At 57.7% G+C, this 24,762-nt stretch carries 22 protein-coding genes; 13 read left to right on the top strand and 9 right to left on the bottom strand.

Annotation, left to right across the window (positions count from 1 at the left end; translation table 11 throughout):
* Nucleotides 1-6 precede the first annotated feature (6 nt).
* The 4 genes from smc (at nt 7) to JXQ78_RS08335 (ending at nt 6,769) form a co-directional block, all read left to right on the top strand.
* Nucleotides 7-3,582 carry a chromosome segregation protein SMC gene (smc, locus tag JXQ78_RS08350; protein ID WP_330630315.1) on the top strand — a complete coding sequence of 1,192 codons (3,576 nt, stop codon included), beginning with the start codon at nt 7-9 and terminating at the stop codon, nt 3,580-3,582.
* Nucleotides 3,575-4,450: a ScpA family protein gene (locus JXQ78_RS08345; protein WP_330630314.1), complete on the top strand. Its 876-nt coding sequence runs from the start codon at nt 3,575-3,577 to the stop codon at nt 4,448-4,450. The genes smc and JXQ78_RS08345 overlap by 8 nt, the downstream gene beginning before the upstream one ends.
* A gap of 292 nt (nt 4,451-4,742) precedes the next feature.
* Nucleotides 4,743-5,765: a S66 peptidase family protein gene (locus JXQ78_RS08340; protein ID WP_330630313.1), complete on the top strand. Its 1,023-nt coding sequence runs from the start codon at nt 4,743-4,745 to the stop codon at nt 5,763-5,765.
* Nucleotides 5,762-6,769, top strand: coding sequence for a D-2-hydroxyacid dehydrogenase (locus JXQ78_RS08335; protein ID WP_330630312.1), 1,008 nt, complete (start codon nt 5,762-5,764; stop codon nt 6,767-6,769). The genes JXQ78_RS08340 and JXQ78_RS08335 overlap by 4 nt, the downstream gene beginning before the upstream one ends.
* A 14-nt stretch (nt 6,770-6,783) precedes the next feature.
* Here the strand turns inward: JXQ78_RS08335 and JXQ78_RS08330 are convergent, their stop codons facing one another.
* From JXQ78_RS08330 to JXQ78_RS08320, 3 genes are all read right to left on the bottom strand, one after another.
* The gene (locus JXQ78_RS08330) at nt 6,784-7,047 is read right to left on the bottom strand and encodes a hypothetical protein (RefSeq protein ID WP_330630311.1); all 264 of its coding nucleotides are present in this window, start codon (nt 7,045-7,047) and stop codon (nt 6,784-6,786) included.
* A gap of 72 nt (nt 7,048-7,119) precedes the next feature.
* Nucleotides 7,120-7,971 (bottom strand): S-methyl-5'-thioadenosine phosphorylase, encoded by an 852-nt coding sequence (gene mtnP / locus JXQ78_RS08325; RefSeq protein WP_330630310.1) that lies wholly within the window; start codon nt 7,969-7,971, stop codon nt 7,120-7,122.
* A 99-nt stretch (nt 7,972-8,070) separates the two neighbouring features.
* Nucleotides 8,071-8,769, bottom strand: a complete 699-nt coding sequence (locus JXQ78_RS08320) for a phosphoribosyltransferase (RefSeq protein ID WP_330630309.1) — start codon at nt 8,767-8,769, stop codon at nt 8,071-8,073.
* A gap of 305 nt (nt 8,770-9,074) precedes the next feature.
* Here JXQ78_RS08320 and ppsA point away from each other — a divergent pair, with 305 nt between their 5' ends.
* Together ppsA and JXQ78_RS08310 are read left to right on the top strand one after the other, a co-directional pair.
* The gene (ppsA, locus tag JXQ78_RS08315; protein WP_330630308.1) at nt 9,075-11,363 is read left to right on the top strand and encodes a phosphoenolpyruvate synthase; all 2,289 of its coding nucleotides are present in this window, start codon (nt 9,075-9,077) and stop codon (nt 11,361-11,363) included.
* Nucleotides 11,364-11,464: 101 nt separating this feature from the next.
* Nucleotides 11,465-11,914 carry a hypothetical protein gene (locus JXQ78_RS08310; protein WP_330630307.1) on the top strand — a complete coding sequence of 150 codons (450 nt, stop codon included), beginning with the start codon at nt 11,465-11,467 and terminating at the stop codon, nt 11,912-11,914.
* A gap of 5 nt (nt 11,915-11,919) precedes the next feature.
* Here JXQ78_RS08310 and JXQ78_RS08305 read toward each other — a convergent pair whose 3' ends face one another.
* Entirely contained in the window at nt 11,920-12,390 is a 471-nt protein-coding gene (locus JXQ78_RS08305) for a Rid family hydrolase (protein WP_330630306.1), read from the bottom strand.
* A gap of 131 nt (nt 12,391-12,521) precedes the next feature.
* Here JXQ78_RS08305 and JXQ78_RS08300 point away from each other — a divergent pair, with 131 nt between their 5' ends.
* The 5 genes from JXQ78_RS08300 (at nt 12,522) to JXQ78_RS08280 (ending at nt 17,416) form a co-directional block, all read left to right on the top strand.
* Nucleotides 12,522-14,213, top strand: coding sequence for a YndJ family protein (locus tag JXQ78_RS08300; protein ID WP_330630305.1), 1,692 nt, complete (start codon nt 12,522-12,524; stop codon nt 14,211-14,213).
* Nucleotides 14,214-14,301: 88 nt separating this feature from the next.
* On the top strand, nt 14,302-15,372 hold the full coding sequence (gene mfnA / locus JXQ78_RS08295; RefSeq protein ID WP_330630304.1) for a tyrosine decarboxylase MfnA: 1,071 nt from the start codon (nt 14,302-14,304) through the stop codon (nt 15,370-15,372).
* Nucleotides 15,373-15,438: 66 nt separating this feature from the next.
* Nucleotides 15,439-15,744, top strand: coding sequence for a DUF7562 family protein (locus JXQ78_RS08290; protein WP_330630303.1), 306 nt, complete (start codon nt 15,439-15,441; stop codon nt 15,742-15,744).
* A gap of 45 nt (nt 15,745-15,789) precedes the next feature.
* Complete coding sequence (locus JXQ78_RS08285) at nt 15,790-17,076, top strand: ribonuclease R family protein (RefSeq protein ID WP_330630302.1); 1,287 nt, start codon at nt 15,790-15,792, stop codon at nt 17,074-17,076.
* 43 nt (nt 17,077-17,119) lie between these two features.
* Nucleotides 17,120-17,416: a hypothetical protein gene (locus tag JXQ78_RS08280; RefSeq protein ID WP_330630301.1), complete on the top strand. Its 297-nt coding sequence runs from the start codon at nt 17,120-17,122 to the stop codon at nt 17,414-17,416.
* Nucleotides 17,417-17,434: 18 nt separating this feature from the next.
* Here JXQ78_RS08280 and JXQ78_RS08275 read toward each other — a convergent pair whose 3' ends face one another.
* The 3 genes from JXQ78_RS08275 to JXQ78_RS08265 form a co-directional block, all read right to left on the bottom strand.
* On the bottom strand, nt 17,435-18,349 hold the full coding sequence (locus JXQ78_RS08275; RefSeq protein WP_330630300.1) for an HpcH/HpaI aldolase/citrate lyase family protein: 915 nt from the start codon (nt 18,347-18,349) through the stop codon (nt 17,435-17,437).
* An 11-nt stretch (nt 18,350-18,360) separates the two neighbouring features.
* Nucleotides 18,361-19,422, bottom strand: a complete 1,062-nt coding sequence (aceA, locus tag JXQ78_RS08270; RefSeq protein WP_330630299.1) for an isocitrate lyase — start codon at nt 19,420-19,422, stop codon at nt 18,361-18,363.
* A gap of 346 nt (nt 19,423-19,768) precedes the next feature.
* The gene (locus JXQ78_RS08265) at nt 19,769-20,284 is read right to left on the bottom strand and encodes a DUF5817 domain-containing protein (protein ID WP_330630298.1); all 516 of its coding nucleotides are present in this window, start codon (nt 20,282-20,284) and stop codon (nt 19,769-19,771) included.
* A gap of 114 nt (nt 20,285-20,398) precedes the next feature.
* Here JXQ78_RS08265 and JXQ78_RS08260 point away from each other — a divergent pair, with 114 nt between their 5' ends.
* Nucleotides 20,399-21,166 (top strand): DUF7537 family lipoprotein, encoded by a 768-nt coding sequence (locus tag JXQ78_RS08260; protein WP_330630297.1) that lies wholly within the window; start codon nt 20,399-20,401, stop codon nt 21,164-21,166.
* A gap of 56 nt (nt 21,167-21,222) precedes the next feature.
* Here the strand turns inward: JXQ78_RS08260 and icd are convergent, their stop codons facing one another.
* Nucleotides 21,223-22,491 (bottom strand): isocitrate dehydrogenase (NADP(+)), encoded by a 1,269-nt coding sequence (icd, locus tag JXQ78_RS08255; protein ID WP_330630296.1) that lies wholly within the window; start codon nt 22,489-22,491, stop codon nt 21,223-21,225.
* Nucleotides 22,492-22,737: 246 nt separating this feature from the next.
* Nucleotides 22,738-23,883, bottom strand: coding sequence for a dihydropteroate synthase (locus JXQ78_RS08250; RefSeq protein ID WP_330630295.1), 1,146 nt, complete (start codon nt 23,881-23,883; stop codon nt 22,738-22,740).
* A 105-nt stretch (nt 23,884-23,988) separates the two neighbouring features.
* Between JXQ78_RS08250 and JXQ78_RS08245 the strand changes: the two genes are divergently transcribed.
* A complete protein-coding gene (locus JXQ78_RS08245; RefSeq protein WP_330630294.1) occupies nt 23,989-24,762 on the top strand; it encodes a glycosyltransferase family protein in 774 nt (257 codons plus the stop codon).

The following is a 24,762-nucleotide window of genomic DNA, read 5'->3' as shown; positions in this document are numbered from 1 at the left end:
CAACCGATGCACATTAAAGAACTCGTACTGGACGATTTCAAGAGTTTTGGAAGGAAGACGCGAATTCCGTTCTACGAGGATTTCACCACGATAAGCGGTCCGAACGGGTCGGGAAAGTCGAACATCATCGATTCGGTGCTGTTCGCGCTCGGACTCGCGCGCACCTCGGGGATTCGCGCAGAGAAACTCACGGACCTGATCTACAATCCTGACGACACTGACGCCACACATACTGGCGAGCGCGAGGCAAGCGTCGAGGTGGTGTTCGACAACAATGACGGGACGATCGATCGATCGCAGGTGATCAACGCGGCGGGCACTGACTCGATCGGCGAGACTGACGAGATCACGGTCAAGCGGCGAGTGAAAGAGACCGCGGATAACTACTACTCGTACTATTATCTCAACGGCCGCTCGGTGAATCTCTCCGACATCAAGGATCTGCTCGCGCAGGTTGGCGTGACGCCCGAAGGATACAACGTGGTGATGCAGGGTGACGTGACCGAGATCATCAACATGTCGGCAGGCAATCGGCGCAGAATTATCGACGAGATCGCTGGCGTCGCGGAGTTCGACGCCAGAAAGGCAGACGCAATGGACGAACTTGAGGTCGTTCGCGAGCGGGTGGACGAAGCCGACCTTCGCATTGAAGAAAAACACGAACGGATGAGTCAGCTCTCCGATGAGCGTGAAACCGCACTCGAGTATCAATCGCTCAGAGACGAGAAAGAAGAGTACGAGAGCTATCTGACGGCCGCAGAGCTAGAAGCAAAGCGCGACCGTCTCGAGAGCACCCAGTCCTCGATCGAACGGGTCGAGAACTCACTTTTGGAAAAACGCACGGAGCAGTCGGATAAGCGCCGTGTAGTCCAGCGTCTTGAGGAGGATCTTGAGGATCTCAACGCCGAGATCGAGCGCACTGGCGAGGACGAACAGCTCCGAGTGAAACAAGAGATCGAAGAGATCAAAGGTGAGATCTCCCGGACGAAAGACGCGATCGAAACTGCCCGAGAGCGGGCAGAAGATGCCGAAAATGAGCGATCGAAAGCGTTCGTGAAACTCGATAAAAAGCGAGAAGCGCTTGAAGAAATCGAGGCGACCATCAAGACGGCGAAAGTCGAGAAGGCCTCGCTCAAGGCCGATGTACAGGAATCACAGGCCGAACTCGACCGCGTCGAGACCGAGATTGAGGCCGAAGACGACGAGTACGAACGGCTGAAAACGGACCTCGAAGCAAAACGAGAGCGCCTCGAAACGATCAAATCCGAGAAAAACGACGTCCAGCGCGAACAGGATCGACTGCTCGATGCTGCGAGACGCCGATCGAACGAACTTCGCGAGCTAGCAGAGTCGATTGCGGAACTCGAAGCGAAAATCCCGGAGCTCGAGACCTCCCGGGAGGATCTCAAAGATGAGCTGGCGGCCGCAAAGGAGAACAAAGCCACCGTTCAGGAGGCTGTCAACGATGTTCGCGACGAAAAATACGAATACCAGCGCGAACTCGACGAGCTCGAAGACGAGCTCGAGTCGTATCGACAGGAGTACGCCGAGCTCGAAGCCCAGACCGACGACAATCAGGAGCGTTCCTACGGGCGTGCGGTTTCGACAGTTCTGAACAGCCAGATCGACGGCGTCTACGGCACTGTCAGCGAGCTCGGGAGCGTCTCAGGTCGATACGCAGTGGCGTGTGAAACGGCTGCAGGCGGGCGAATGGCACATGTTGTGGTTGAGGACGACGGCGTTGGCCAGCAGTGTATCGAGCATCTCAAATCCCGAAACGCCGGCCGTGCCACATTTTTACCGGTCACGAAAATGCGTCGCCGATCGCTCGGCTCACTTCCCGACCACGACGGCGTCATCGATTTCGCGGTCAATCTGGTGACCTTCGACCGGGAGTATGCTGGCGTGTTCGCGTACGTTCTCGGCGATACGCTCGTCGTTGAGGACATCGAAACCGCACGCGAGCTGATGGGCGAGTATCGTATGGCGACGCTTGGCGGCGATCTGATCGAGAAAAGCGGCGCAATGACTGGTGGTTCGAGCACAAGCACGCCGTTTTCGTTTTCTTCCGATACCAGCCGTCTCGAGCGTGTTGCAGAGCGGATCACCGAACTCGAAGAGCGCCGACGCACCCTGCGTGAATCGCTCCGTGACGTGGAATCAAAACTCGATGACGTTCGCGACCGGCAGTCGAAAGCGACGGATCAGGTTCGTGAAATTCACAGCGAGATCGACGATGTTGATGACGAAATCGATCGGATTCACGACGAAATCGAGGCCAAAAACGACACACAGGAAGAAATCGAGGCCGAGCGCGAGGAGGTCGCAGACGAGATGTCTGCGATTGAGGCGAAGATCGAGGCCAAAAACGACGAGCTAGAAACCGTTTCCGAGGAGATCGAATCGCTCGAAACAGAGCTACGAAACTCTGCGGTGGCAGAACTCACCGAACGGGCCGAATCGATTCGGGAATCGATTGCGGACACTCGCGAGGAGATGCGTGAAATCGACGATCAGCTCACCGAAGCACAGCTCGAAGCGGAGTACACCCAGGAGACGATTGCGGAGCTCGAATCGACGATCGAACGCGCCAAAGAGCGCACGAAAAAGGCAACCGAGCGGATTGAGGAGCTCGAATCGTCGGTCACAGAACACGAGACACGCCTTGAGAAAAAACACGAGCAGGTGGCCGAGCTAGAAGAAGAACTCGCCGAACTGAAAGCAGAACGATCAGAGCTCAAATCGGAGTTGAACGAAGCGCACGAGGAACTTGACAGTGCGAGTGATGCCGTCGATCGGACCGAGAGTCGCCTGGAGTCGCTCACCGAACGGCGCACCCGGTTGACCGAGGAGGTCACTGAACTCGAAAACGCCGTCGAGGAGTACGATCCTGAGTCGATTCCAGACCACGATACGGTCGAAGCAAATATCGAACGACTCGAACGTGAAATGGCGGCACTCGAACCGGTCAACATGCTTGCGATCGATGAGTACGACCGCGTCGAGGCCGAACTCGAAGAGCTCGAAACCCGCAGAGAAACTCTCCTCGAAGAGCGCGACGGCATCGAAACCCGGATCGAGTCGTTTGAACAGAAGAAAAAGGCCACGTTCATGGAGGCCTACGAGGCGATCAACGAGCAGTTCGAGACGATTTTTTCTCGGCTATCCGATGGATCTGGCACGCTGTTTCTCGAAAATGAGGAGGATCCGTTCGATGGTGGCCTGACGATGAAGGCCCAGCCCGGTGATAAGCCCGTCCAGCGGCTTGCTGCGATGTCGGGGGGCGAAAAGTCCTTGACTGCACTGGCGTTCGTCTTTGCAATACAGCGCTATAACCCCGCTCCATTTTATGCGCTCGATGAGGTTGATGCGTTTCTCGATGCGGCGAATGCCGACGCCGTCGGTGAGCTGATCGACGAGCTTGCTGGCAAAGCCCAGTTCATCGTCGTTTCACATCGCTCGGCCCTGCTAGAGCGCTCTGAACGAGCGATCGGGGTGACGATGCACCAGGACAACGTGAGTGCGGTCACGGGCATCGATCTGAGCGAGGAGTCACCGCCCGAGGTTCCTGCGAATGACTGAGCTGATTGATGAGAGTGATGGGACTGATGAGCAATCTTCGGATGATGCCGATGCAAAAGCCGATGAGACGTCGGTTGAGCCGGTTGAACTACTCGTTCAGCTGGCAGAAGACGGGGAGATCGATCCGTGGGACATCGACATCGTAACGGTCACTGATCGATTTCTCGATGCGGTTGAGTCGGCCGATCTCCGGGTTGGGGGGCGAGCACTGTTCTACGCCAGCGTGCTGTTGCGGATGAAAAGCGACGCCCTCACCGAACCCGAAGCGCCAGAGGAAACAGAGGAGTTAGAGCCGTGGGAACAGGCCTGGGAGGAACGCTCTGGCTCTCCAGGCGCTAACAGTGGACCCCTTGACGACAATGATCCGTTCGATACGCTCGAACGGGAGATGGATCGGCGACTCGAACGAAAACGTGTGCGCGGCGTTCCACAGACGCTCGACGAACTCGTCAGGGAGCTTCGTGATCGGGAGGCCGGCACCCGCTGGAAGGAGTCCAGAACGTACGACACTAGCGACTCACCGAGTGGCTACACGCGAGGCACACAAACGCTGGACTATCACTCCGCGGATGATCTCCGGATGGACGATGAGCCGACTGAGACCGATGTTACCGGCACCGCACATTCGGAGGATATCGAGACAGTCATCGATGCCGTCGAAACGAGACTCCGAGCGCAGTATGATCGAGGCCGTGCAGAGGTACTGTACGCCGAAATCGCAGAGAGCGGTGGCTCGCGCGTCGAAACGTTTCTTGCACTGTTGTTTCTCGCCCATCGTGGCGTCGTCCGCCTTGAACAGGACGAACTGTTCGAGGATCTCTGGATCCACGCAACCGAGGAAACGAAGACAGCACCGGAACCAAATTAATTTCTAACAGTTGTAGTTATATTATTTCATAGTTCGTTGTGGGTAAGATTTATATTCTACGAATTGCTATGTCAACCCATGACACCCGATCGAATGAGAGAACGACTTGCGGAGACGGAGGGGCGTGTGGATCCCCAGGAGCTAGCACAGGCGCTGTTGTACGTTCGAGACAGCGGTCGCTGAGGATTTTCGCGGTCGGTTTCGTCTGATCGTATGATAATTGATAATTAGAGACCACTGCAATTTGTTGTTTTACCAGTCTCTTTCTTTCTGTAGCTGGTACTGAACGCGTATGCGAGTTCCACCACCTGTTCGTTCTGGATCGCAGATTGCAATCGTCGCGGTATCGAGTGCAATAGCTCCGGCAGCGATCGAAATCGGCTGTGAGCGTTTGCGTTCTCTGTTCGATTTGGAGCCGGTGGTGTCCGACACGTGCCGCCGTGATGGTGAGTGGTTGCGGTCACATCCCGAGGCGCGTGTTCAGGCGCTTCACGACGCGTTCTCGTCGTCATCGATTGGGGCAGTTATCGCAGCAACCGGTGGTGACGATCAGCTCACGATCTGTGAGCACTTGGACGATACGCTGCTCCGAGAGAATCCGACTCGATTTTTCGGGATCAGCGACAACACCGTGTTACACTCCTATCTCTCCTCAATCGGGCTTGTATCGTACTACGGTGGACAGCTGGTTCCCGGGCTATCGCTCGATTCATCACTTCCTGCGTACACAGAGCGCTCTCTCCGACGAGCGCTGTTCGGGCAGACGATCGGTTCGATTGAGCCAGCTGAAAAATGGACCGACGACGTTGCACCATACGGAACGAGCCGAATGTGGGAATCCACGAACGGCTGGCGGTGGCACCCAGGTGACACACCTGTGGTTGAGGGGAGAAGCTGGGGTGGCTGTTTAGAAGTAATCCAGTGGCTGCTCGCGGCGGATTGTTGCGTTCCCGAAACGATCGATGGGGGTGTCCTGTTGCTCGAAACCTCCGAAGAACTTCCTTCGGCGACGACCGTTGAACGCGTTCTTCGCTGTCTTGGTGAACGTGGGCTGTTGGCACAGTTTGATGCAATTCTCGTGGGACGGCCCAAGACCCGTCATCGCGAGTCACGTTCGAACGAAGAACGCGTTACCTTTGCTAGCGAACAGCGCCAGGCAATCCTCGCAGCTCGCGACCGGTACGCACCTGCTGCGACGGTGGTGTGTGAGCTGCCGTTCGGACACACCGATCCACACGTTCCCATCCCGGTCGGTGGCACGATCCGAATAGACACCGAGAATCGTGAGATCATCTGTGTAGACGATCGTGAGTGAGTGCCGTCCACACCAAAGGCTACGTCCGTCGCGATCGAGCAACCGCCATGGGAACACAGCCACCAATTCTACTGGGATATACGCTCGATGACGAGGAGGCAACGACGCTCACGAACGTGCTGCAATCGACGTTGGGAGACGTGTCGGTCGATTACCGTCCGACGCCTGCTGGCACGCGATCGGCTATCGAGAGCGCAGAGATTCTCGTCACGTTCGGACTCACAGACGAGCTGCTAGAACGAGCGCAATCGCTCGAATGGATACAGGCGCTGAGCGCCGGCGTTGATTCCTACGACGTTGCAACGATTGAATCGCGTGAGATCGTTCTCACCAGCGCCTCTGGCGTCCACGCCCAGCCAGCCGCCGAACAGGCGATCGGCTACATGCTCGCATTTGAGCGCAACTTTCCGGCTGCATTTTCAAACCAACAGCGTGGCGTCTTCGAACGCTATGCTGTTGGCGAACTCCACGGCTCGACCGTTGGCATTGTCGGCCTAGGAGCGATCGGTCGACGCGTCGCAGAGCTAGCAACGCCGTTCGGTGTCGAGACAATCGGGTTGAAACGCGATCTGTCCACCGGCGGCGATGTGGTTGACGAGCTCGTGGGTCCCGAGGATCTCGAATCACTGCTGGTCCGTTCGGACCACGTCGTTCTCTGCTGTCCGCTCACCGAACAGACGCGGAAGATGATCGATACGCAGGCGTTGCGGACGATGAACGACGACGCCGTCTTGATCAACGTCGGCCGCGGCGGACTCGTGGATGAACCCGCGCTCGAACGGGCGCTCCAGCGCGACTGGATCGGCGGAGCCGCACTCGATGTGACCGCAACCGAACCCCTCCCCGGCGATTCAGTACTGTGGAAGCTCTCGAACGTGCTGTTGACGCCCCACACCGCCGGTGCGACGCCCGCGTATATGGATCGCTGTGCGTCGATCGTTGCGAAGAACTACCGTGCATACGTGGACGGCGATCTCACAGGACTAACAAATCGAATCGTCTGAGGAGCACACGGTGATCAGCGGCGTCGGTCAACCCAGTGGAGCAGATACAGCAGATAGACACTACACACAACGAGGACCCCTCCGAGACCAACCAGTCCCAGCGATACCACTCCTGACGCCGTGGTACCAAGCGCCACGAGACCGATACCGGACAGCAGGCAGAAAATTGAGAGTACCGACCAGATGGCAATCGAAAGCACTGACCGAACGCCGTCGACGATCCCATCACGAACGGCCTGTCGAACGACATCTGGCTCTGGAGATCCGTCTGTTGACATATGTTGTATTCTCGTGTGAGAACGCATAAAAATGCGTGCTGGTGGTGAGGTGTTCCAGCTCAACGAACCGCGCTACTCCAGATACTCGCCGACGAGCAACTCGGTTTTCGCCTTCGTTTCGGGTGGAATCGCCTCTGTGGGGGTGTTGATCGTTCCGTCCAGTGCGTGCTGACACTCACAGTCGTGGTCGTCGGGCATCGTTTCGATGGCGCGCTCGATCACCTGCTTGATCGCCGCTTCGTTGGCTGCGGCGTTGTCGAGCACTTCCTGAAGTGACACCTCGGCGTCACGCTTCCACACGTCGTAATCGGTGACGCCGGTGACGGTCGCATAACAGAGCTCTGCCTCTCTTGCGAGTGCTGCCTCGGGGATGGCCGTCATCCCAACGACATCCCAGCCGTTCGATCGATAGAACTCGCTCTCGGCTCGCGTTGAAAACTGTGGCCCCTCGATACAGACGTACGTCCCGCCCTTGCGGAGGGATGCACTGGTTGCGTCTCCACACTCCGTGAGATGATCGACCATATGCGGACAGTACGGCTCGGCCAGACTCAGATGAACGACAATGCCGTCTTCGTAAAACGTTCGCGGACGATTGCGTGTCCGGTCGAACAGCTGATCCGGAACGAGCAGCGTCTGTGGAGGGAGATCCTCGCGCAGACTCCCAACGGCGTTGCTAGAGAGCACCCGTTCGACGCCGAGCTGTTTCAACGCGTGGATGTTCGCCCGATACGGCACCTCGCTGGGCGAATATTCGTGGTTTTCGCCGTGGCGTGGCAGAAACGCAATCTCCGTCCCGGCGAGATTCCCAACCGTGACTGGTGCACTTGGCTCGCCAAACGGCGTCTCGACGTGTTCGGTGTGACTCGCTTCGATTGCAAGCGATTCGTAGATGCCGCTCCCACCGATGAATCCGATCGTCATACATGCTCTTTGGGTGGTGGTTACGTAAAAACGAGGTGCAAAGCCTCACCGTGCACGGCTGGGAAGATATCACGGACAGCCCCAGTTCAGAACGAAGACTCAAACGGAAGCAACGAGCGTATACTGGCCGTCAGCCTCGGTGAGCACCTCGCGGCGTTCCATCTCCGTGAGCACTTCCTCGAGTCGATTTGGCTGGGCAATCTCCATCGACATCCGATCCACGTCGTGAAACGCCTGGAGATAGTGTCGAACGTCTGCTTTCGTGAACGTCTCCTGATCGGCCTTTTTCATCACGCCACCGATCAGCTCGATCATGTCCTCAATGAAGTTCCACGGATAGACGACCCACGCCCATTCGTCGAGTCGCTCGCCGACGAAATCCGGCTCCGCTTCGCTCGTTTCTAGCAACTGTAACGTCGCCGTCTTCACGGCTGCCGGATCACGATCTTCGACGTACTTGCGTGCGTGTCGAATCGACTCGCCGGTGTCTGCGATGTCGTCGATGATCAGTACGTCCTTGCCGGCGACGCTGCCTTCGGGCATTGGATACCGAACCTGCGGTTCGTCTGCCTTCTGGGCCGTGCCGACGTAATGTTCCATTTTCAAACTCGTCAGATCGTCCAGCCCGAGAAAATCACAGAGACAGCGGCCACCAAACCACCCACCCCGGGCCAGCGCAACCACGACATCGGGCTCGAAGTCAGCAGCTTTTACCTGTTGAGATACCCCTCGACAGAGATCATAGATGTAGTCCCAGGTGGTGATCGTACACGGAAATTCCTCGGGAAGTTCGCTCATATGCTGGTTCTCACCACCCACCACGGATAAAAATTGCCAGAGGTGGGTTCCCACGGCAACTCTCTATCGTGCAGATGGCCGTTCTTCTGTGAGTGATGCCATCGATTTACAACCGTTTTCGAAAAAATCAAGGTGTCTGGGACCATGGTAATACATAACTACTCGCACCCAATCGATCTCATTCAAGCAATTAGCTCTGTCCTTTCGGGCAACACTCGGTCCAATCTACAATCCACTTTCGAGTGAATTCTATTCGCGTCGGTCGGAAGGTTCTTTATTCGCCTTGGCGAGCTATCGAATACGCAATGGCTGTACTCTGGCTGGATACGATCGGGTCGGACGACCTCGATTCCGTTGGTGGAAAAGGGGCGTCGCTCGGCGAACTCACGGGGGCCGGTCTGCCTGTTCCCGGAGGATTCGTTGTAACGGCGGGGACGTATCGGTCGTTCATCGAGCAGACGGGGATCGATACGGCACTGTTCGAGGCGGTTGACATCGATCCTGACGATTCCTCGGCGCTGGCGGCGGCCCAGGAGCGGGCGGCCGAGCTGATTCTGGAGACCGAACTCCCCGAGGATATCGCTGATGGCATCGTGTCGGCGTACGACGAGCTCGGTGATGGCGATTCTTTCGTTGCCGTCCGCTCGTCTGCCACCGCAGAAGATCTCCCGGACGCAAGCTTTGCTGGTCAACAGGAGACCTTTCTGAACATTACCCGCGAGGACCTCCTAGAGCGGGTCAAACAGTGCTGGGCGTCGCTGTTCACCAAGCGCGCGATCTACTACCGCGAAGAGCAGGGCTTCGATCACGATCTGGTCGACATCGCGGTCGTCGTCCAGCAGATGGTCGATGCAGAGAAAAGCGGCGTCATGTTCACCAGCCATCCATCGACTGGTGCCGACGAGATCATCGTCGAGGCGGCGTGGGGCCTTGGCGAAGCCGTCGTCTCCGGGTCGGTCTCACCGGACAACTACGTCATCGATCCCGAGACGGCCGAACCAACGACCGTCACGGTTGCCGATAAGAAGGTGCAGCATGTGAAAGACCCCGAGACTGGCGAAACGGTCGAGACCGACGTGCCAGAGGAAAAACGAACCGAACGGGTGCTCACCAACGGCGAAATCGAGCGACTCACTGAACTCGGTCAGCTGGTCGAAACCCATTATGAAACGCCACAGGACGTAGAATGGGCGATCATCGACGGCGAGGTGTTCATGCTCCAGTCACGACCGATCACGACGATCGCCGAGTCCGAGACGCCCATCGCTGGGGAAGCAACCGATGGTGGTGGCGTACAAAAACAACAACAAAAACAGCAGGCCGACGTGCTCGTCAAGGGACTGGGCGCGAGCCCTGGCGTCGCGACGGGACCGGCACAGATCGTCACCAAGCTCGACCAGCTCGATAAAGTTGGTGAGGGCGACATCATCGTCACGGAAATGACGACTCCAGATATGGTGCCAGCAATGAAACGTGCCGATGGCATCATCACCGACGAGGGAGGAATGACCTCCCACGCAGCAATTGTCTCCCGTGAACTCGGTGTTCCGGCCGTCGTGGGGGCAACCAGCGCGACAGCGGAGATCTCTGATGGACAGCTGCTCACCATTGACGGTGATAAAGGGACTGTCGAAGAGGGCAAGACGAAAGAACCAGAACACGACGAGCAGTTCGCTGATGTAAAACCACAGAATCCGGTCAAGCCGATGACCGCGACGGAGGTGAAGGTGAACGTCTCGATCCCGGATGCGGCCCAGCGCGCAGCAGCGACGGGAGCGGACGGTGTCGGACTTCTCCGGCTCGAGCACATGATCCTCTCGACGAACAAGACCCCCCGACGATACATCGACGATCACGGTGTTGATGCCTACATCGAGGAGATCGTCAGCGGGGTTCGCCACGTGGCAGATGAGTTCTATCCACGGCCAGTTCGGGTTCGCACGCTCGATGCCCCAACTGACGAGTTCCGCCAGCTCGAAGGTGGCGATGACGAACCAAACGAACACAATCCGATGCTTGGCTATCGTGGCATTCGTCGGAGTCTCGACCGAACGGAGCTTTTCGAGCACGAACTCGAGGCGTTCCGCCGCCTCTTCGATATGGGCTACGACAACGTCGAGATCATGTTCCCGCTCGTCAACGACGCCGAAGACGTCTATCGGGCGAAATCGCTCATGCAAGAGGCAGGGATCGATCCCGATATCAGGTCCTGGGGTGTAATGATCGAAACACCAGCCAGCGCGCTCTGTGTCGATGAAATGGCAACCGCTGGCATCAAGTTCGCGTCCTTTGGAACGAACGATCTGACACAGTATACGCTCGCCGTCGATCGGAACAACGAGAACGTCGCTGGCCGGTTCGACGAACTCCACCCGGCCGTGTTACAGCTCATCGGCGATACGATCGAAACCTGCCGGGAAAACGGCGTCGACACGAGCATCTGTGGACAGGCTGGCTCGAAACCACGGATGGTGCAGTATCTCGTCAACACCGGCGTTAGTTCGATTAGCGCCAACATCGACGCCGTCAGGGACGTACAACACGAGGTCAAACGCGTCGAACAGAAGCTCTTGCTCGAGTCTGTCCGCGAGTAGAGTCTAATTGTATCTGCTTACTGTTTGAATCCGTTTACTATTTGTATCCCCGATCTTGTTTCAGTAATATTTTCATTCTACGATGAGAGTACGTTCAGTGTATGGCACAGAGTGGCGGTGGTCCACTGTTGTTGTTTGGGCCAATCAAGCAAGGAAAGGGGTACGCCAGCACGGCGAAAAAATATGGCGAGTATGGCCGGTATGGATTGTTTTTGCCGGGTCGCCACGATATTTTGCTCTCGCTTGGTGTTTCGGTGGTGGTGTACACCGTGCTCGTGGTGTTGTTCGGTGTCGGGCTCCTCGTCGAAGTAAAGGCCTCGGCGCTCTGTACGGGTGATGCCATCTGGGTGTTTCGTCGGTGTATTCAGCTCGTTATCAGCTACTTCCTGTTGAAAGGGATCCTCCGGTTGATGCTTACGGTCTCGCGGTCGGGTGATATCTCACTGGACGGTGTGCTCTCGATCGTAGCAGCACTCGTTCCAGTCGGTCTCCTTCCAGTGGTGTCGATGGTTTACGCCCCCGCGATCGCCTGTTTCCTCGGCCAGCTATAGCACAATCAGCTGGTATCAGCGTCCTCCGTAGCAGATAGTGAAACGACGTTCGTCTCCCATCCGGAATCTGGAATCACGGCTTCTACTTCGAGTTCAATGTGCATCCGCTCGTCAGCAAGCGCAGAAACTCCGACCATCGTGCTTGCCGGACGGTGTTGGGGTGAAAAGAATTCGTGGCGGAGTTCGTGGATTCTGACTCTCGTTTCCGTGGTGAGTTTCGACTCCACCACGAAAAACCGGGTGACCGTTATGTCCTCAAGCGACCCATCCAGCTCGGTTTCGAGGAGTTTCTCGAGAAATTCGAGTATCGTTCGCGTCTGCGCCGTGATCGTTTCGACCCCTGGGTACGCCAACCCCGAAACGTTCACCGCCCGGTGGTCGTCGTGGTGGGTGATGACTGCCAGCGAGGAAGCGGTCGTCTCGTAATCACTCCCCGGGAGGTCGGCCAACTCTGGAGCGAGGATGGTCTTTTTCACGGACAATTGTTACTATAATGGAATAAAAGGGTGACGGAGACAGACATCGATTGCCAGAGACGCCGCTTTCGGGCTAGCTGATGGGTTCGTGCTCCGACAACGATTTTATCTCGTACAGTGGACATTCCACTGTGCGCGAGTTTCAGGTGGATCCGGCCCGGCTGCACCGATTGACAACGCTCAGCGCCGTGTTCGGTGGCGCTGTCTGGCTGATTTTGGGTGTACTTGGCGCATTCACACGATTCGAGTGGCTGTTGTTGCTTTCTCCGCTGGTCGTCGTGGCGCTGCTCGTACACCAGCTCGACCGGTCGTTTCGGTCGCGCTTCCAGCAGTACGCCCTGCTCGCACAACCCATTGGGGCGGTGGCGCTGCTCGTCTCGTTCACACAACCGGCAGGAGTGATTGCGTCTCTGCTGGCGCTTCCCTGGTTTTTTGTTACGGTGCTGGTGGCGCTCTGGGGCGTCCAGCGACTCGGGTATCGTGGCTTCCGGCCAATCGCTGCGCTGGCCGTCGACGCTGGATTGCTCTATTTGCCCGTGGGCGGTGGCTGGCTACTGCTCAGCCGCGCGGGACTCACGCCACTGGGTTTTGGCCCAACGATCGTCTTTTTCACCGCGGTCCATTTTCATTACGCTGGCTTTGCGGTGGCGACGATCGCCGGGCTGGCCGGTCGGACGATCGATCATTCTCGACCGTCCCGTCGCCGTCTGTGGTACAGATGGAGTACGCTCGCGATCATCGTCGGCCCTGGGCTGATTGCCGCCGGGATCACGCTCTCGCCGGCCGTCGAGATCGTCTCGGTGTTCATTCTGACAGCCGGAATCGCAAGCTTCGGTCTGGGTGTTCTGGCGTGGATCGTCCCACGCCGTGCGCACCCGGCACAACAGCTCTTGCTCGCGATCGGAGCGATTGCCGTCTCGGTATCAATGTTGTTTGCACTCACGTTTGGCCTGTCCATCTTTCTCGAACGCCAGCTCTTCGGGCTGACGATCGAGAAGATGGTCCGGCTCCACGGACAGCTCAACGCGATTGGGTTTGCCCTCCTGAGTGCAATCGGCTGGACGATCGATCCCCCGCCGACACTCCAACCCGCGACGGTTTCGCTGAGTTCGCTTTCCTCGAGTGGGCGTGTAGGCAGTGACTATCTCTCTCGCAACGATCTCGAAGGTCCTGGTTCGCCGATCGGACAGCTGCGTTCGCTTGAGGCGTACGAACGCGACGATTTTGATCCGACGGCCGTCGATCCAGCAGTTCGGCGCTTCTACGAGCGGACTGCGGAGTACGAACTCGAATACGAAGTGACCTACCACGCAGGCTTTCGACAGCTGGGTCAGCTCGGCACCCGGCTCACCACCACAATCGGACAGCTCGCCCTTCCTGGCCCCGACGCTGGCTCTCACCGGACGAACAGTCGGATCGTCGACGTAGACGACGACATCGATGGCCGCGATGACGTTCGAGCCTGGATTCGGGAAGATATGACGTCTGGCGACGCCGTATTCGTCGCCGCCTACACCACCGATCGGAGTGATGATGGAGCGACGATGTCGATCGGCCTCCCACTCCCCTGGAGTACGCTCTCTGCGGTGTTGTGGATGGAGCCGCTCCCGGATAGCGCGGGACTTTCTCTCCGATCTGATGGCCCGACGACCGACACGGGTATGTTCATTCGCACGCCGGTCGGTCCCCTTCGACTCCCCCTGCACGAGACGTTCCGGATTCGCCCAGCTTTGGACCAATCGATCGAATGCACCGCAGAACACCGGATGTGGCTGTTTGGACGGCCATTTCTGACGATCGTCTACGATATTTCGATTGAGTGACACCCTTCCCATCGATCGCTGGCGGAAATACACAGAAAAACTGACGGGATAACGCAATGGATAAAGCCACGAGTTTTATAGTGTAGCCATGCAGCGGGCCGAACCGCAGGATTTTGCTCGTGTTCTCTCGTCGATGTGTACGGTTCCCCATCCGGCCGCCCGCGCCGCCGCAGAGCGGTTTCTGGCCACTAATCCTGGTGATCCGGGGACCTACGAGACTGTCGGGACACTGGAGACGGAGGCGGTCGAACTGCTCGGTGAACTTGCTGGCCACCCAGAGGCGGCTGGCTACATAGCGTCGGGTGGAACGGAAGCGAACATTCAGGCCGTCAGGATCGCTCGAAACCGGGCTCGAAACAAACAGACAGGCGGGGAGCCGAACGTGGTGGTGCCCGAAAGCGCCCATTTCAGCTTCACAAAGGCGGCGGATGTGCTCTCGGTTGAGCTCCGTCGCGCGCCGCTTTCGGACTACCGGGCCGATCTATCGGCAATGGAAACGTTGATCGATTCGAACACCGTGCTGGTTGTTGGTGTTGCGGGAACGACCGAGTATGGGCGCGTCGATCCCATTCCGGAGATTGCGACGCTCGCCCACGAGTACGGCGCGCTCTGTCACGTCGATGCGGCCTGGGGCGGGTTCGTCCTCCCGTTTACCGACCACGACTGGAACTTTGCTGACGCCGAAATCGACACGATGACGATCGATCCACACAAGATGGGCCAGGCGGTCGTGCCCGCAGGCGGCTTGCTCGCACGCTCTGGTGCGTTGCTTGATCCGCTGGCTATTGACACCCCGTATCTTGAATCCACCTCACAGGTGACGCTCACCGGCACGAGAAGTGGGGCGGGTGTCGCAAGTGCCGTCGCCGCGATGGATGCGCTCTGGCCGGATGGCTATCGGTCGGCCGCCGAAACCGCCCAGGAGAACGCCGAGTGGCTGGCTGGTGAACTCGCTGCGCGGGGCGTTTCAGTGGTCTCGCCCGAACTCCCACTCGTGTCGGCGGACCTCCCTGCAGCAACAATCGCTACCCTGCGCGAGGAGGGCTGGCGAATCTCGAAAACTGGAGCTGGCGAGCTTCGTGTCGTTATGATGCCCCACGTTACTCGAACGATGCTTGAGGCGTTTCTCGACGATCTCGATCAGGTCGCCGGCTGGTGAATGACAACTTATAATCAATAAACTGTGGTGTAAAGCTAAGTGCTCTCACGAGAGAGCCTACAGAGTATGTGGGATCTAGGGCTCGGATCACGTGACTGTGTCACCTGCATCAGCTGTGGGTCGAGGGTCTCCCGGTCGTCCGCGCGCGAGTACGACAAACAGGGTGATCGCTGGAATCGACGAAAGAAATCGTTCGAGCACCTCTGTAAGCCGTGCTACCGAGAGATCGACCACCACTCCCGCGAGCGCCTAGAGCAACTCCTCGTCGCCGTAGAACAGTCGTCGGTCGGTACGAACGCCGAGTTTATTCGGCGGTACTATCAGCTGGTCACCGAATTCGAAAACCAGTCGATGCAGTTCGACGATCGGTAGTGTTCCCACCGCGAAAGCTAACTATCCCTCTCCTGTACGTTCGATATGAGCAATCCTCAGGATCAAGCCGCGGCCGGGACGGCCGAAGGCCAGGGGCCAGTCACGATCGACGCTGAGCTGGCACGCCATCTGGAAAACAAACGCGAAGAGCTGTTCGAGAAGTTCGAAATCCGGGATGCGTTCCCGCCCGAAGTCATCGAGGAAGCAACCGAGCGAACGGACAACGTGGGAGCAGAAATCGAAGGGGAGATCGACGATCGAGTGGATTTACGCGAGAAAACGACGTGGACGACCGACCCCATTGACGCGCAGGATTTCGATGATGCCATCAGTATCGAACGGACGGATGAGGAGTTCGTTCTCTGGGTTCATATCGCGGACGTTACCCACTATGTCCACCCAGAAAGCAGCATGTGGAAAGAGGCGATTGAACGGGGCAACACCGTCTATCTTCCGGCCTACACGATCCATATGCTCCCGCCGGTGCTCGCAGAGACGGTCTGTTCACTCGTTCCCCAGGAAGATCGTCTTGCACACACCGTCGAGATGCATCTCGACCCGGAGACGCTCTCGTATGAGGAGATCGATATCTACAAATCCGTTATCAACAGCGACGAGCGACTCACCTACAACGAGTGCGAACAGCGCCTTGACGATCCGGACGCCCCGTTGCACGAAGAGTGTGCGCTCGTCTTCGAACTCGCCGATCAGATGCACGAACAGCGGAAAGCCGACGGCTCGCTCGTGTTGAATCCGAGCCGCGATCGCGCACACACCATTATTGAGGAGTGCATGCTCAAGGCGAACAAAGCCGTTACACACGAGCTCATGTGGGATCGTGGTGTTGAAGCCATGTATCGCGTTCACCCACAGCCCTCGCCAGACGAGTGGGATAAAGCACTCCGCGAGATTCAGGAGCTCAACGGCGTCTCGATTCCCGGTAGCTCGTGGGACGACCCCCGCAAGGCGGTCAACGCGGCGCTTGAGGCAGCTCCAGACAGGCAGCTCAACAAAATACAGCGCGCGGTGATGCGCGTGATGCCACGTGCAAAGTACATGAACGATCCGTTTGGCGGCCACCACGCGCTCAATTTCGAGATTTACGGACACTTTACCAGTCCGATTCGGCGGCTTTCGGATCTGATCAACCACTGGATCGTGTATACGAACGACGTGCCCGTTGATCTCCTCCAGCTCTGTGATCGCGCCTCCGAAAAACAACAGGCCGCAGAACGCTGTGAACGCGAGTACAAGCAGTTCCTCGAGGAGGTTGGCCTCGATCCGTACGCTGTCAACAATCGAGGGCTCGAGATTCTCGAGGAAGAAGAGTAGCCGGCCCACAACATTCTCGTCTACTGCGACCGTACTCTGTGGTATGATCACACACGTCGTTCTCTCCCATCCCGACGAACTGAGCGGCTGGGGGCGACTACAGATCGACCAGCCCCATTTCAGGGCCTGGTTGCGTCGCTCACACGAGACGCTCAGCGAGGGTGAACAGTTCGAGGAATTCGTCGATACCGGCTGTTGTGGCGGCGCACACTACGTCTCGTTCGTCGTTGAGGCCGTCCGCGGGGATGGCACGCTCACGGAATCGACCACAATCGAATACACGACCCATCCGGCTGCGGATGCGACCGGTGGCTGGGGCGCGCAGGAATCGATAGAGTGAGTTGGCAGTCTGTTGCGTTCAGTACATCCCGGCCTGTTCGGCCTGGCGCATCACGTTGATGGCCATCTTTCTGGTGGCCTCATCCACCATCTCGCCGTCGATTTTTACGGCACCGGATCCCGCGTCGGTTGCGGCCTCGTACTCATCGACGATGCGTTTTGCTCGATCGGCCTCCTCGCGGCTGGGGGCAAACACCTCGTTTGCCGGCTCGATCTGGCTTGGATGGATTGCCCACTTGCCGTCACAGCCCAGGCGAGCCGCGTTCTGACAGGATTCTCTAAAGCCTGCTGCGTTGTCGATGTCGGAGTATGGCCCGTCGATCACCTGCATTCCGTGTGATTTGGCGACGTGTGCGATTCGTGAGAGCTGATACTGCCAGTAGTGTCCTGGATAGCCCTCGCCCGAGCCGATCGTCAGCCCGGCCGCATCCACGCTTGCGGTGTAGTCGCCGGGGCCGAACACCAGCGACTCGATGCGGTCCGACGCCTCTGCGACCGACTCGATCTTCGTCATTCCCTCGGCGTGTTCGATCTGACACTGGAGTCCGATCTCACCCACAGGGAGTCCGTTGTTTTCCTCAACGGCCGTCAACAGGTTGTCGACGGAGGCGACCACACCGGGATTGTTCGCCATGGGAACCATGATGGTGTCGACGAACTCGCCGGCCTGTGCGATGACCTCGACGATGTCGTCGTACCACCACTTGGTGTCCACGCCGTTCATCCGGTAACATGGGAGCGTCTCCGACCAGTCGTTCTCAATCAGCCCCTCGATGACGTTTGCACGCGAATCGACCTTCTTGTTCGGTGCCACAGAGTCTTCTAGATCCAGAAACGCCTCATCAGCCCCCGAGGTGGGCGCTTTCGCGATGAATTCTGGATTGCTAGCGGGCACGGCGAGCTGCGAGCGACGGAGTTTGATCTCGTCTGTCATTGTCGCGCCACTCAGTCGTCGTCCGAGGAGATCGGATCGGATTTCTCCTCACTGAATCCTTCGGAGGCCTCCATTCGGGCTTTGGCCTCTGGGTCGAACTCTGCCTCGATCTCCTGATACCGACTCACGAACGAGAGTTCGTGGTGGCTCTCGGTTTCGTGACCGAGATATTTCCCTTCAAGGTCGAACTGGGCCTCCTCGTCGTTTTCGGCGATGTTGGCGAAGTCTTCGTACACGGAGTGGGCACCCGAGTGCAGGCCGTACAGTGTGATGAAGATGTAGTTGTAGCCCAGCTCGCCGAGCTCCTCGAATGTGAGAGGATCTTCTTCTTCTGACCAGGCGAAACTCGAAGAGTAGTTGAATGCGAGCTTCAGGTCTGGGTGCGTCTCGTGAATCGTTTCGGCGTAGTTCACCGCGTCCTCACGCGATGGATCTGGCATCTCCGGCCAGACGAGATCGACGCCCGCGTCGGCGTAGATCCGACCGCGCTCTAGGTGTTCTTCCCAGTCGCCGTTGGCCGATCCGTACGCGTCGGTGCGTGCGATAACCACCGTATCGTCGGATTGCTTGGCGTCGACAGCGGCCGAAAACCGCGATTCGGCCTCCTCACGCGAGATGATCTGCTTGCCTGCGATGTGTCCACACCGCTTTGGTGTGGTCTGGTCCTCGATGTGGACGGCAGCCACGCCGGCCTTCTCGTACTCACGGACTGCCCGGCGGACGTTGTGCACGCCACCGTAGCCCGTATCACAGTCGGCGATGACCGGCAGATTCGTCGCCTCAACGATCCGTTTTGCGTTCTCGACCATCTCGGTCATCGTCACCATCTCCAGGTCCGGGAACCCAAACTGTCCCAGCACCGTGGAGTAGCCGCTCATGTACGCAGCGTCGAGCCCAGCCATCTCGGCCAGTCGGGCGTCGAGCGCGTGGTACAGACCCGGCGCGAACACGTAGTCCTCCGAGTTCAACAGATCGCGGAACTCACGTCCCGCCACGTTGTCAACGTCCCGAATACTTGCTTCTCTATCGTTCACGAGCTGTTCGACCTTGTCCTCTCCTGTATCCTTGGTCATGGTTACTCGATCCGGAGTTCTCCCGCCGGATCACCGGGGCCATCGTACCGTTGTGCGCATTCATCGATGCCATTGCAGCAGTAAAAACTGTTATGATTTATAATGATAATATTCATTAATGGCTTTGGAGCCTCAATATGCAGTGATAGGATTAAAGGGAGTGTGAGTATCTAGCAGGCGACCGGCCGTGGATAATCGCATGCGGGGAGTCGAATCGCGCATGTAACTATTCTTGAATGTGAGTGACAACGGCAAGGATGGGGGTGGTTTCTGTTCGTTGTCCCATGCGGTAGAGAACCATCTCACGCATCGTCAGAGTTCCATCCAACTCATATCGAGTTGCCGTTCAGAGCAACCGATACGCGCCGTCAGTAACGGTCAGCTCGCCGTTCTGACGAAGTTTCTCGAGAATTGACTCGGCGGCTTTTTTTGGAACGCCGTTTTCGGTGGCCTGTTTGATGATTGTCCCACGGGTGGGCTTTTCTTGCGACCGGATCGCTTTTTTAACGCGGTCGGTTCGATTTCCCGATCCGCTCTCAGTACGGGCTGAGACTGGAGTTGGAGATTTTTCACCACCTCCCGCGAGCTGTCGATACGCTTTGGGTGAAATTCCGGATTCTTCGATCTCGGTTTCGAGTGCTGCGAACGAATCGACGCTTTCGAACGCGTCGGCGTGGCCACTCCGATCTGCGAGCAACCGACCCCGTATCTCCCTGGCTTTGTCTGGATCGTCGGACTGGTAGATTACCCTGAGCTTCTCGAACGTGAGCCGTTTTCGACACCGTGGACAGCCAGTCGTTTCCGGGCGGTCGGCAACGACGGTGATCGCTTCACACTCGGGACAGCCGACGACGCTGTACATGATTGTGCGTAGCGTTAGATCAGATATAAACGATCCCCATCGTGTCATCCATAGCCCCAACCATGTGAATAAAATCAAAAGATATACAGCAACAACTGGTGACGAACTGCATGTATGTCTAGACGATGGAAATTGGTCCTCGGGGTGGTGGTACTCGTCTCAGTTGCTGGCTGTTCGTCGATGAATCCACTTTCGTCCGGACCGGAGTATCCAGATGGCTACGACGACTCCGGCATCACCGATCCACAGACAGCGGCGTCGGATCACTACGGTGTGCTCAACGATTCGGATAGCTTCACGATGGAGATCACCTTCGGTGGCCTTCCGAATCGAACGTCTGTTGAGATGACTTCACAGTTCGATCTCGCGAACGAAAAGGGGCTCAGCACGGCGGCTGTCAAGCGTGATGATTCACAGGTTCTCGCGTACGAGGAGTATCAGAACGGGTCGACGCTGTACGAGAAGGCCGCGCTCGGGATTTTTGGCACTCAGTACAACACCTCCGAACGCTCGTTTGACCGGCTGGTGGCTAACAACACGAACACGACCGACATGAAAGAGTGGATGGAGTCGCTGAACGTGACTCCAACGGACACCAGAGAGATCGATGGGACGACCTACCGGGAGTTCAACGTGACCAGCTATGATGATTCCGGCGAAATCATGCCTCAGAACCTTACTGGTGACGTTCCAGACACCACACTCAAAAACGGGACAATGCTCGTCTCACCCGACGGCGTGATCCGGTCGTTGCGACTGCAGTTTAGCTACGATGGCGGTGACCAACAGGCCGAGTTCACCTACCGGATCTCGAAAGTCGGTAACACCTCCGTATCGCCACCGGAGTGGCTCGAAGAAGCGAAGTCGTCTGCACCGAACTGATCGGTCGATCCTGTCCAAAATTTTCGCAGAAAGCAAAATTGAGCGGTGCCGACGGTTCAGGCCAAGTCCTGGATCGTTTCGGCAACTTTTCCAGCGAAGTCGCTGGTCGAAAGCTTTGTGCCGCCGCTGATCTGGCGTTCGATGTCGTAGGTGACCTGCTTTGAAGCGATCGTCTTCTCGAGTGCGTCGCGAACGAGTTCTGCGGCGTCGTGCCAGCCCAGATATTCGAGCATGATGCGACCCGAGAGGATCATCGCCGACGGATTGACCTTGTCCTGCCCGGCGTATTTCGGTGCGCTTCCGTGGACCGGCTCGGCGAGGAACAGGCCATCGCCGATGTTTGCACCGGGGGCGATGCCCAGTCCGCCGATCTGTGCACCACACGCATCCGAGAGATAATCGCCGTTGAGGTTCGGAAGCGCGAGCACGTCGTACTGTGACGTGCGCGTGAGCACCTGCTGGAGCATGTTGTCTGCAATGCGGTCATTGACGACGACGGCATCTTCTGGTGGTTCACCGTCACGCTCTTCCCAGAGCGTATCCTCGGTGATGACCTCATCGCCGTACTCCTCTTGTGCGACCTCATATCCCCAATCACGGAACGCGCCTTCGGTGAACTTCATGATGTTGCCCTTATGGACGAGCGTCACCGAATCGCGGTCGTGCTCGAGTGCGTAGTCGATTGCCTTGCGGACGAGCCGTTTGGTCCCGAACTCGCTGATCGGTTTGATGCCAATGCCGATTGGGCCGTCATGCATCGTGTCGTCGTAGCCCATCTCGGATTCGACGAACTCACGGACTTTCTTGACGCCCTCAGTGCCCGATTCCCACTCGATACCGGCGTAGACGTCCTCGGTGTTCTCACGAAACGTCACCATATCCATCTGCTCTGGACGCGAGACAGGCGATGGAACGCCATCCAGATGGAAGGTCGGACGCATGTTCGTGTACAGATCGAGCTTCTTGCGGAGAGCGACGTTCAGACTCCGAAAGCCAGCGCCGACTGGCGTCGTCAGTGGTCCCTTGATTGAGACCTTGAACTCCTTCATCGCCTCGACCGTGTCAGCAGGGAGGTTCTCGTCGTATTTTTCGCGCGCCGACTCGCCGGCGTACAGACGCATCCAGTGAATCTCACGGCCGGTCGCCTCGGCAGCGGCCTGCAGGACCGTCTGGGCAGCTGGTCCGACATCGCTTCCGATGCCATCGCCGTAAATGATTGGAATAATTGGGTTGTCAGGAACATCGAGCTCGTCGGTCGCCGGGTCTACGACCTCGATGGGTGCACCGTCCTCTGGAACTTCAACTCTATCGTAACCGGAAGCCATACCAAAAGTTCCGTCGTCAGGCTAAAAATTCTGCCGTTATTCCCCTGTAATCGTGAATGAATGATGAGGATGGACTTTTCTGAGCGGCGAAATCCACGGAATCAGCCCTTCTCCTGTGTCGATCGTGCGAACCTCCTTCGATGTGTGATCTGCCACAGTCGACACAGTCACTAAATTTCTTGTGTCGGGTGCTTGCCTGCGTTCCCACAGTCTGGAGTCTGTCGTTCGTCCGTTCACGACAACGAATTAGCGAATGAGTGCTCGGCGTACGGTTCCCACGAGCGATTTGGGGACGTGTGTGGCCGATTCAAGGGATTCGACGGCCGCTCGTAGCGCGTCATGATCTCCAACGAGAACGTCCGATTCCCCCAATGAGAGCACGGTGGCGTCGGTTTCGCTGACTGACTGGCGCAGCTCCTTGCGTGTCTCGTCTGTCAGCTCCTCGAGCTGGAAACAGTACTGGGCAGCCCCGGAGATAGTTCCGTCCTCGACGCCTGCCCTCGATTCGAACCGTTCTAGCTCACGGCGCGAGAGCTGTTGTAGCTCGACGATGCGTGGATCATCGGCTTCAATGCGTTCGGAACGAAGTTCGTGAGCGACTGCCACGACATCAACGGTTTCTGGCACGTCATGCGTTCGAATGATGTCGACGCCACGGTCAACTTCGAGTGTTGCAGCTGCGAGACTGACGAACAGTTGCTTTTCGTTCTCGAGTTTTCCGGCGAGCGTGCCGAGAAAGTCCTCTCGATTTGTCGCCGTGAGCAACGGTCGGCCAAACGCCCGAAACTCACGCAACCGACGGAACATCTCCCAATTGTCCTCGTATGTCCGTCCGTCGTACCATCCACCAAACGCCGGATCAAGAATCGTTTTCTCGGTGAAGCCACCACGTTCGAGGGCTTCGAATACGTCATCAATCGTTTTGAGATGCCCCGGCTGTTTGATTGATGGCGGACTCGCCATTTTGACCACCGGCGCGTCGTGTTCTTGACACACCGCTGGAAGCTCCGGGTCCGCAAACCCACAGACATCGTTCACCAGATCGAATCCACCAGCAAGCGCCCGGTCTGCCACCTCGCTGTAGCGCGTTTCGATCGAAAACGCGGCCGCGTCGTGACCGATTCGATCGATCACCTCCAGCGCTTTTGCGAGTCGGTCGAGTTCGACTGCCACCGGCTGCCAGTCGTTTTTCGGGTTGGCAGATTGTAAGCCGATATCGACGATGTCAGCGCCGTTGTCGATCAACGTTTCCTGCGCCAGTGTTGCTGCGTCGGCCGACGCCGACGCAACGTTTGGCTCCCAGTTCGATTCGACCGACATGTTCAACACCCCCATAACCCGCGGCTGATGGCCAGTACCCACAGCAAAATCGTCAATATCGACGGTTCGCATGTGTGCTGACAGGGGAATGAGCACTAAAACCGCTCTGGTGACACCATGTCATGCGATCCAAAGTAGAAATTTTTTAGTTGAAATGGAAATAAAACGATTTAAGTTGTGTCTCTTTCAGAGCGATCCCTTTCCGTTGGCGTTGTGATCCCCGCCTTCGACCCGGATTACGAGTTGCTGTCGTCGTACGTGCAGGATCTTCAGGCCGGGGTGGCCGACGTGGTTCACGTCGAACTCGACGCTCCCGACGGGCCACCAGCGGGAGCACTCGAAACGCCAGATAGCCACACGATCGTTCGACGGCGTCGTGGAAAGGGCCAGGCAATCACGGATGGGTTCGACTCGTTGGAGACGGACGTCCTGGCGTTTGCAGACGCCGATGGAGCAACGCCATCGTCCTCGATCGACGCAGTTGTAGCGCCAGTTCGTGACGGTGCGGTCGAGCTGTCGATCGGCTCCCGTCGACATCCGGCGTCGACGATCGAATCGCACCAGACGCGTTTCCGTCGACGGCTGGGTGACTCATTCGCCTGGCTTGCCCGCCAGCTGTTGCCAATCAGTGTCTACGATTATCAGTGTGGTGCCAAGGCGCTGACGGCAGATGCATGGGAGCAAATTCGGCCGTCGATCACGGAAACAGGGTTCGCGTGGGATCTCGAGTTGCTTGGGCTGGCGGGTCAGCTCGGAATTTCCCATCGAGAGGTGCCTGTTCGCTGGAACGACCAGCCCGGCTCGACGGTGGATCCACTCGGGGCTACCTATGAGATGGGAACTGCATTATTTGCGATCCGACGACGACTCAACACGATCGAACCCTCCGTGGCCGACGACGAACCGATCGAATCGAACGTTTCGCCGACGGATTCGACAGGCGGTGACTGA

This window comes from Halocatena halophila (assembly GCA_027563145.1).
In the GTDB taxonomy this organism is placed as follows: domain Archaea; phylum Halobacteriota; class Halobacteria; order Halobacteriales; family Haloarculaceae; genus Halocatena; species Halocatena halophila.
Note: the sequence above shows the minus strand (reverse complement) of the source record. Positions and strands in the feature narration are given on the sequence as shown.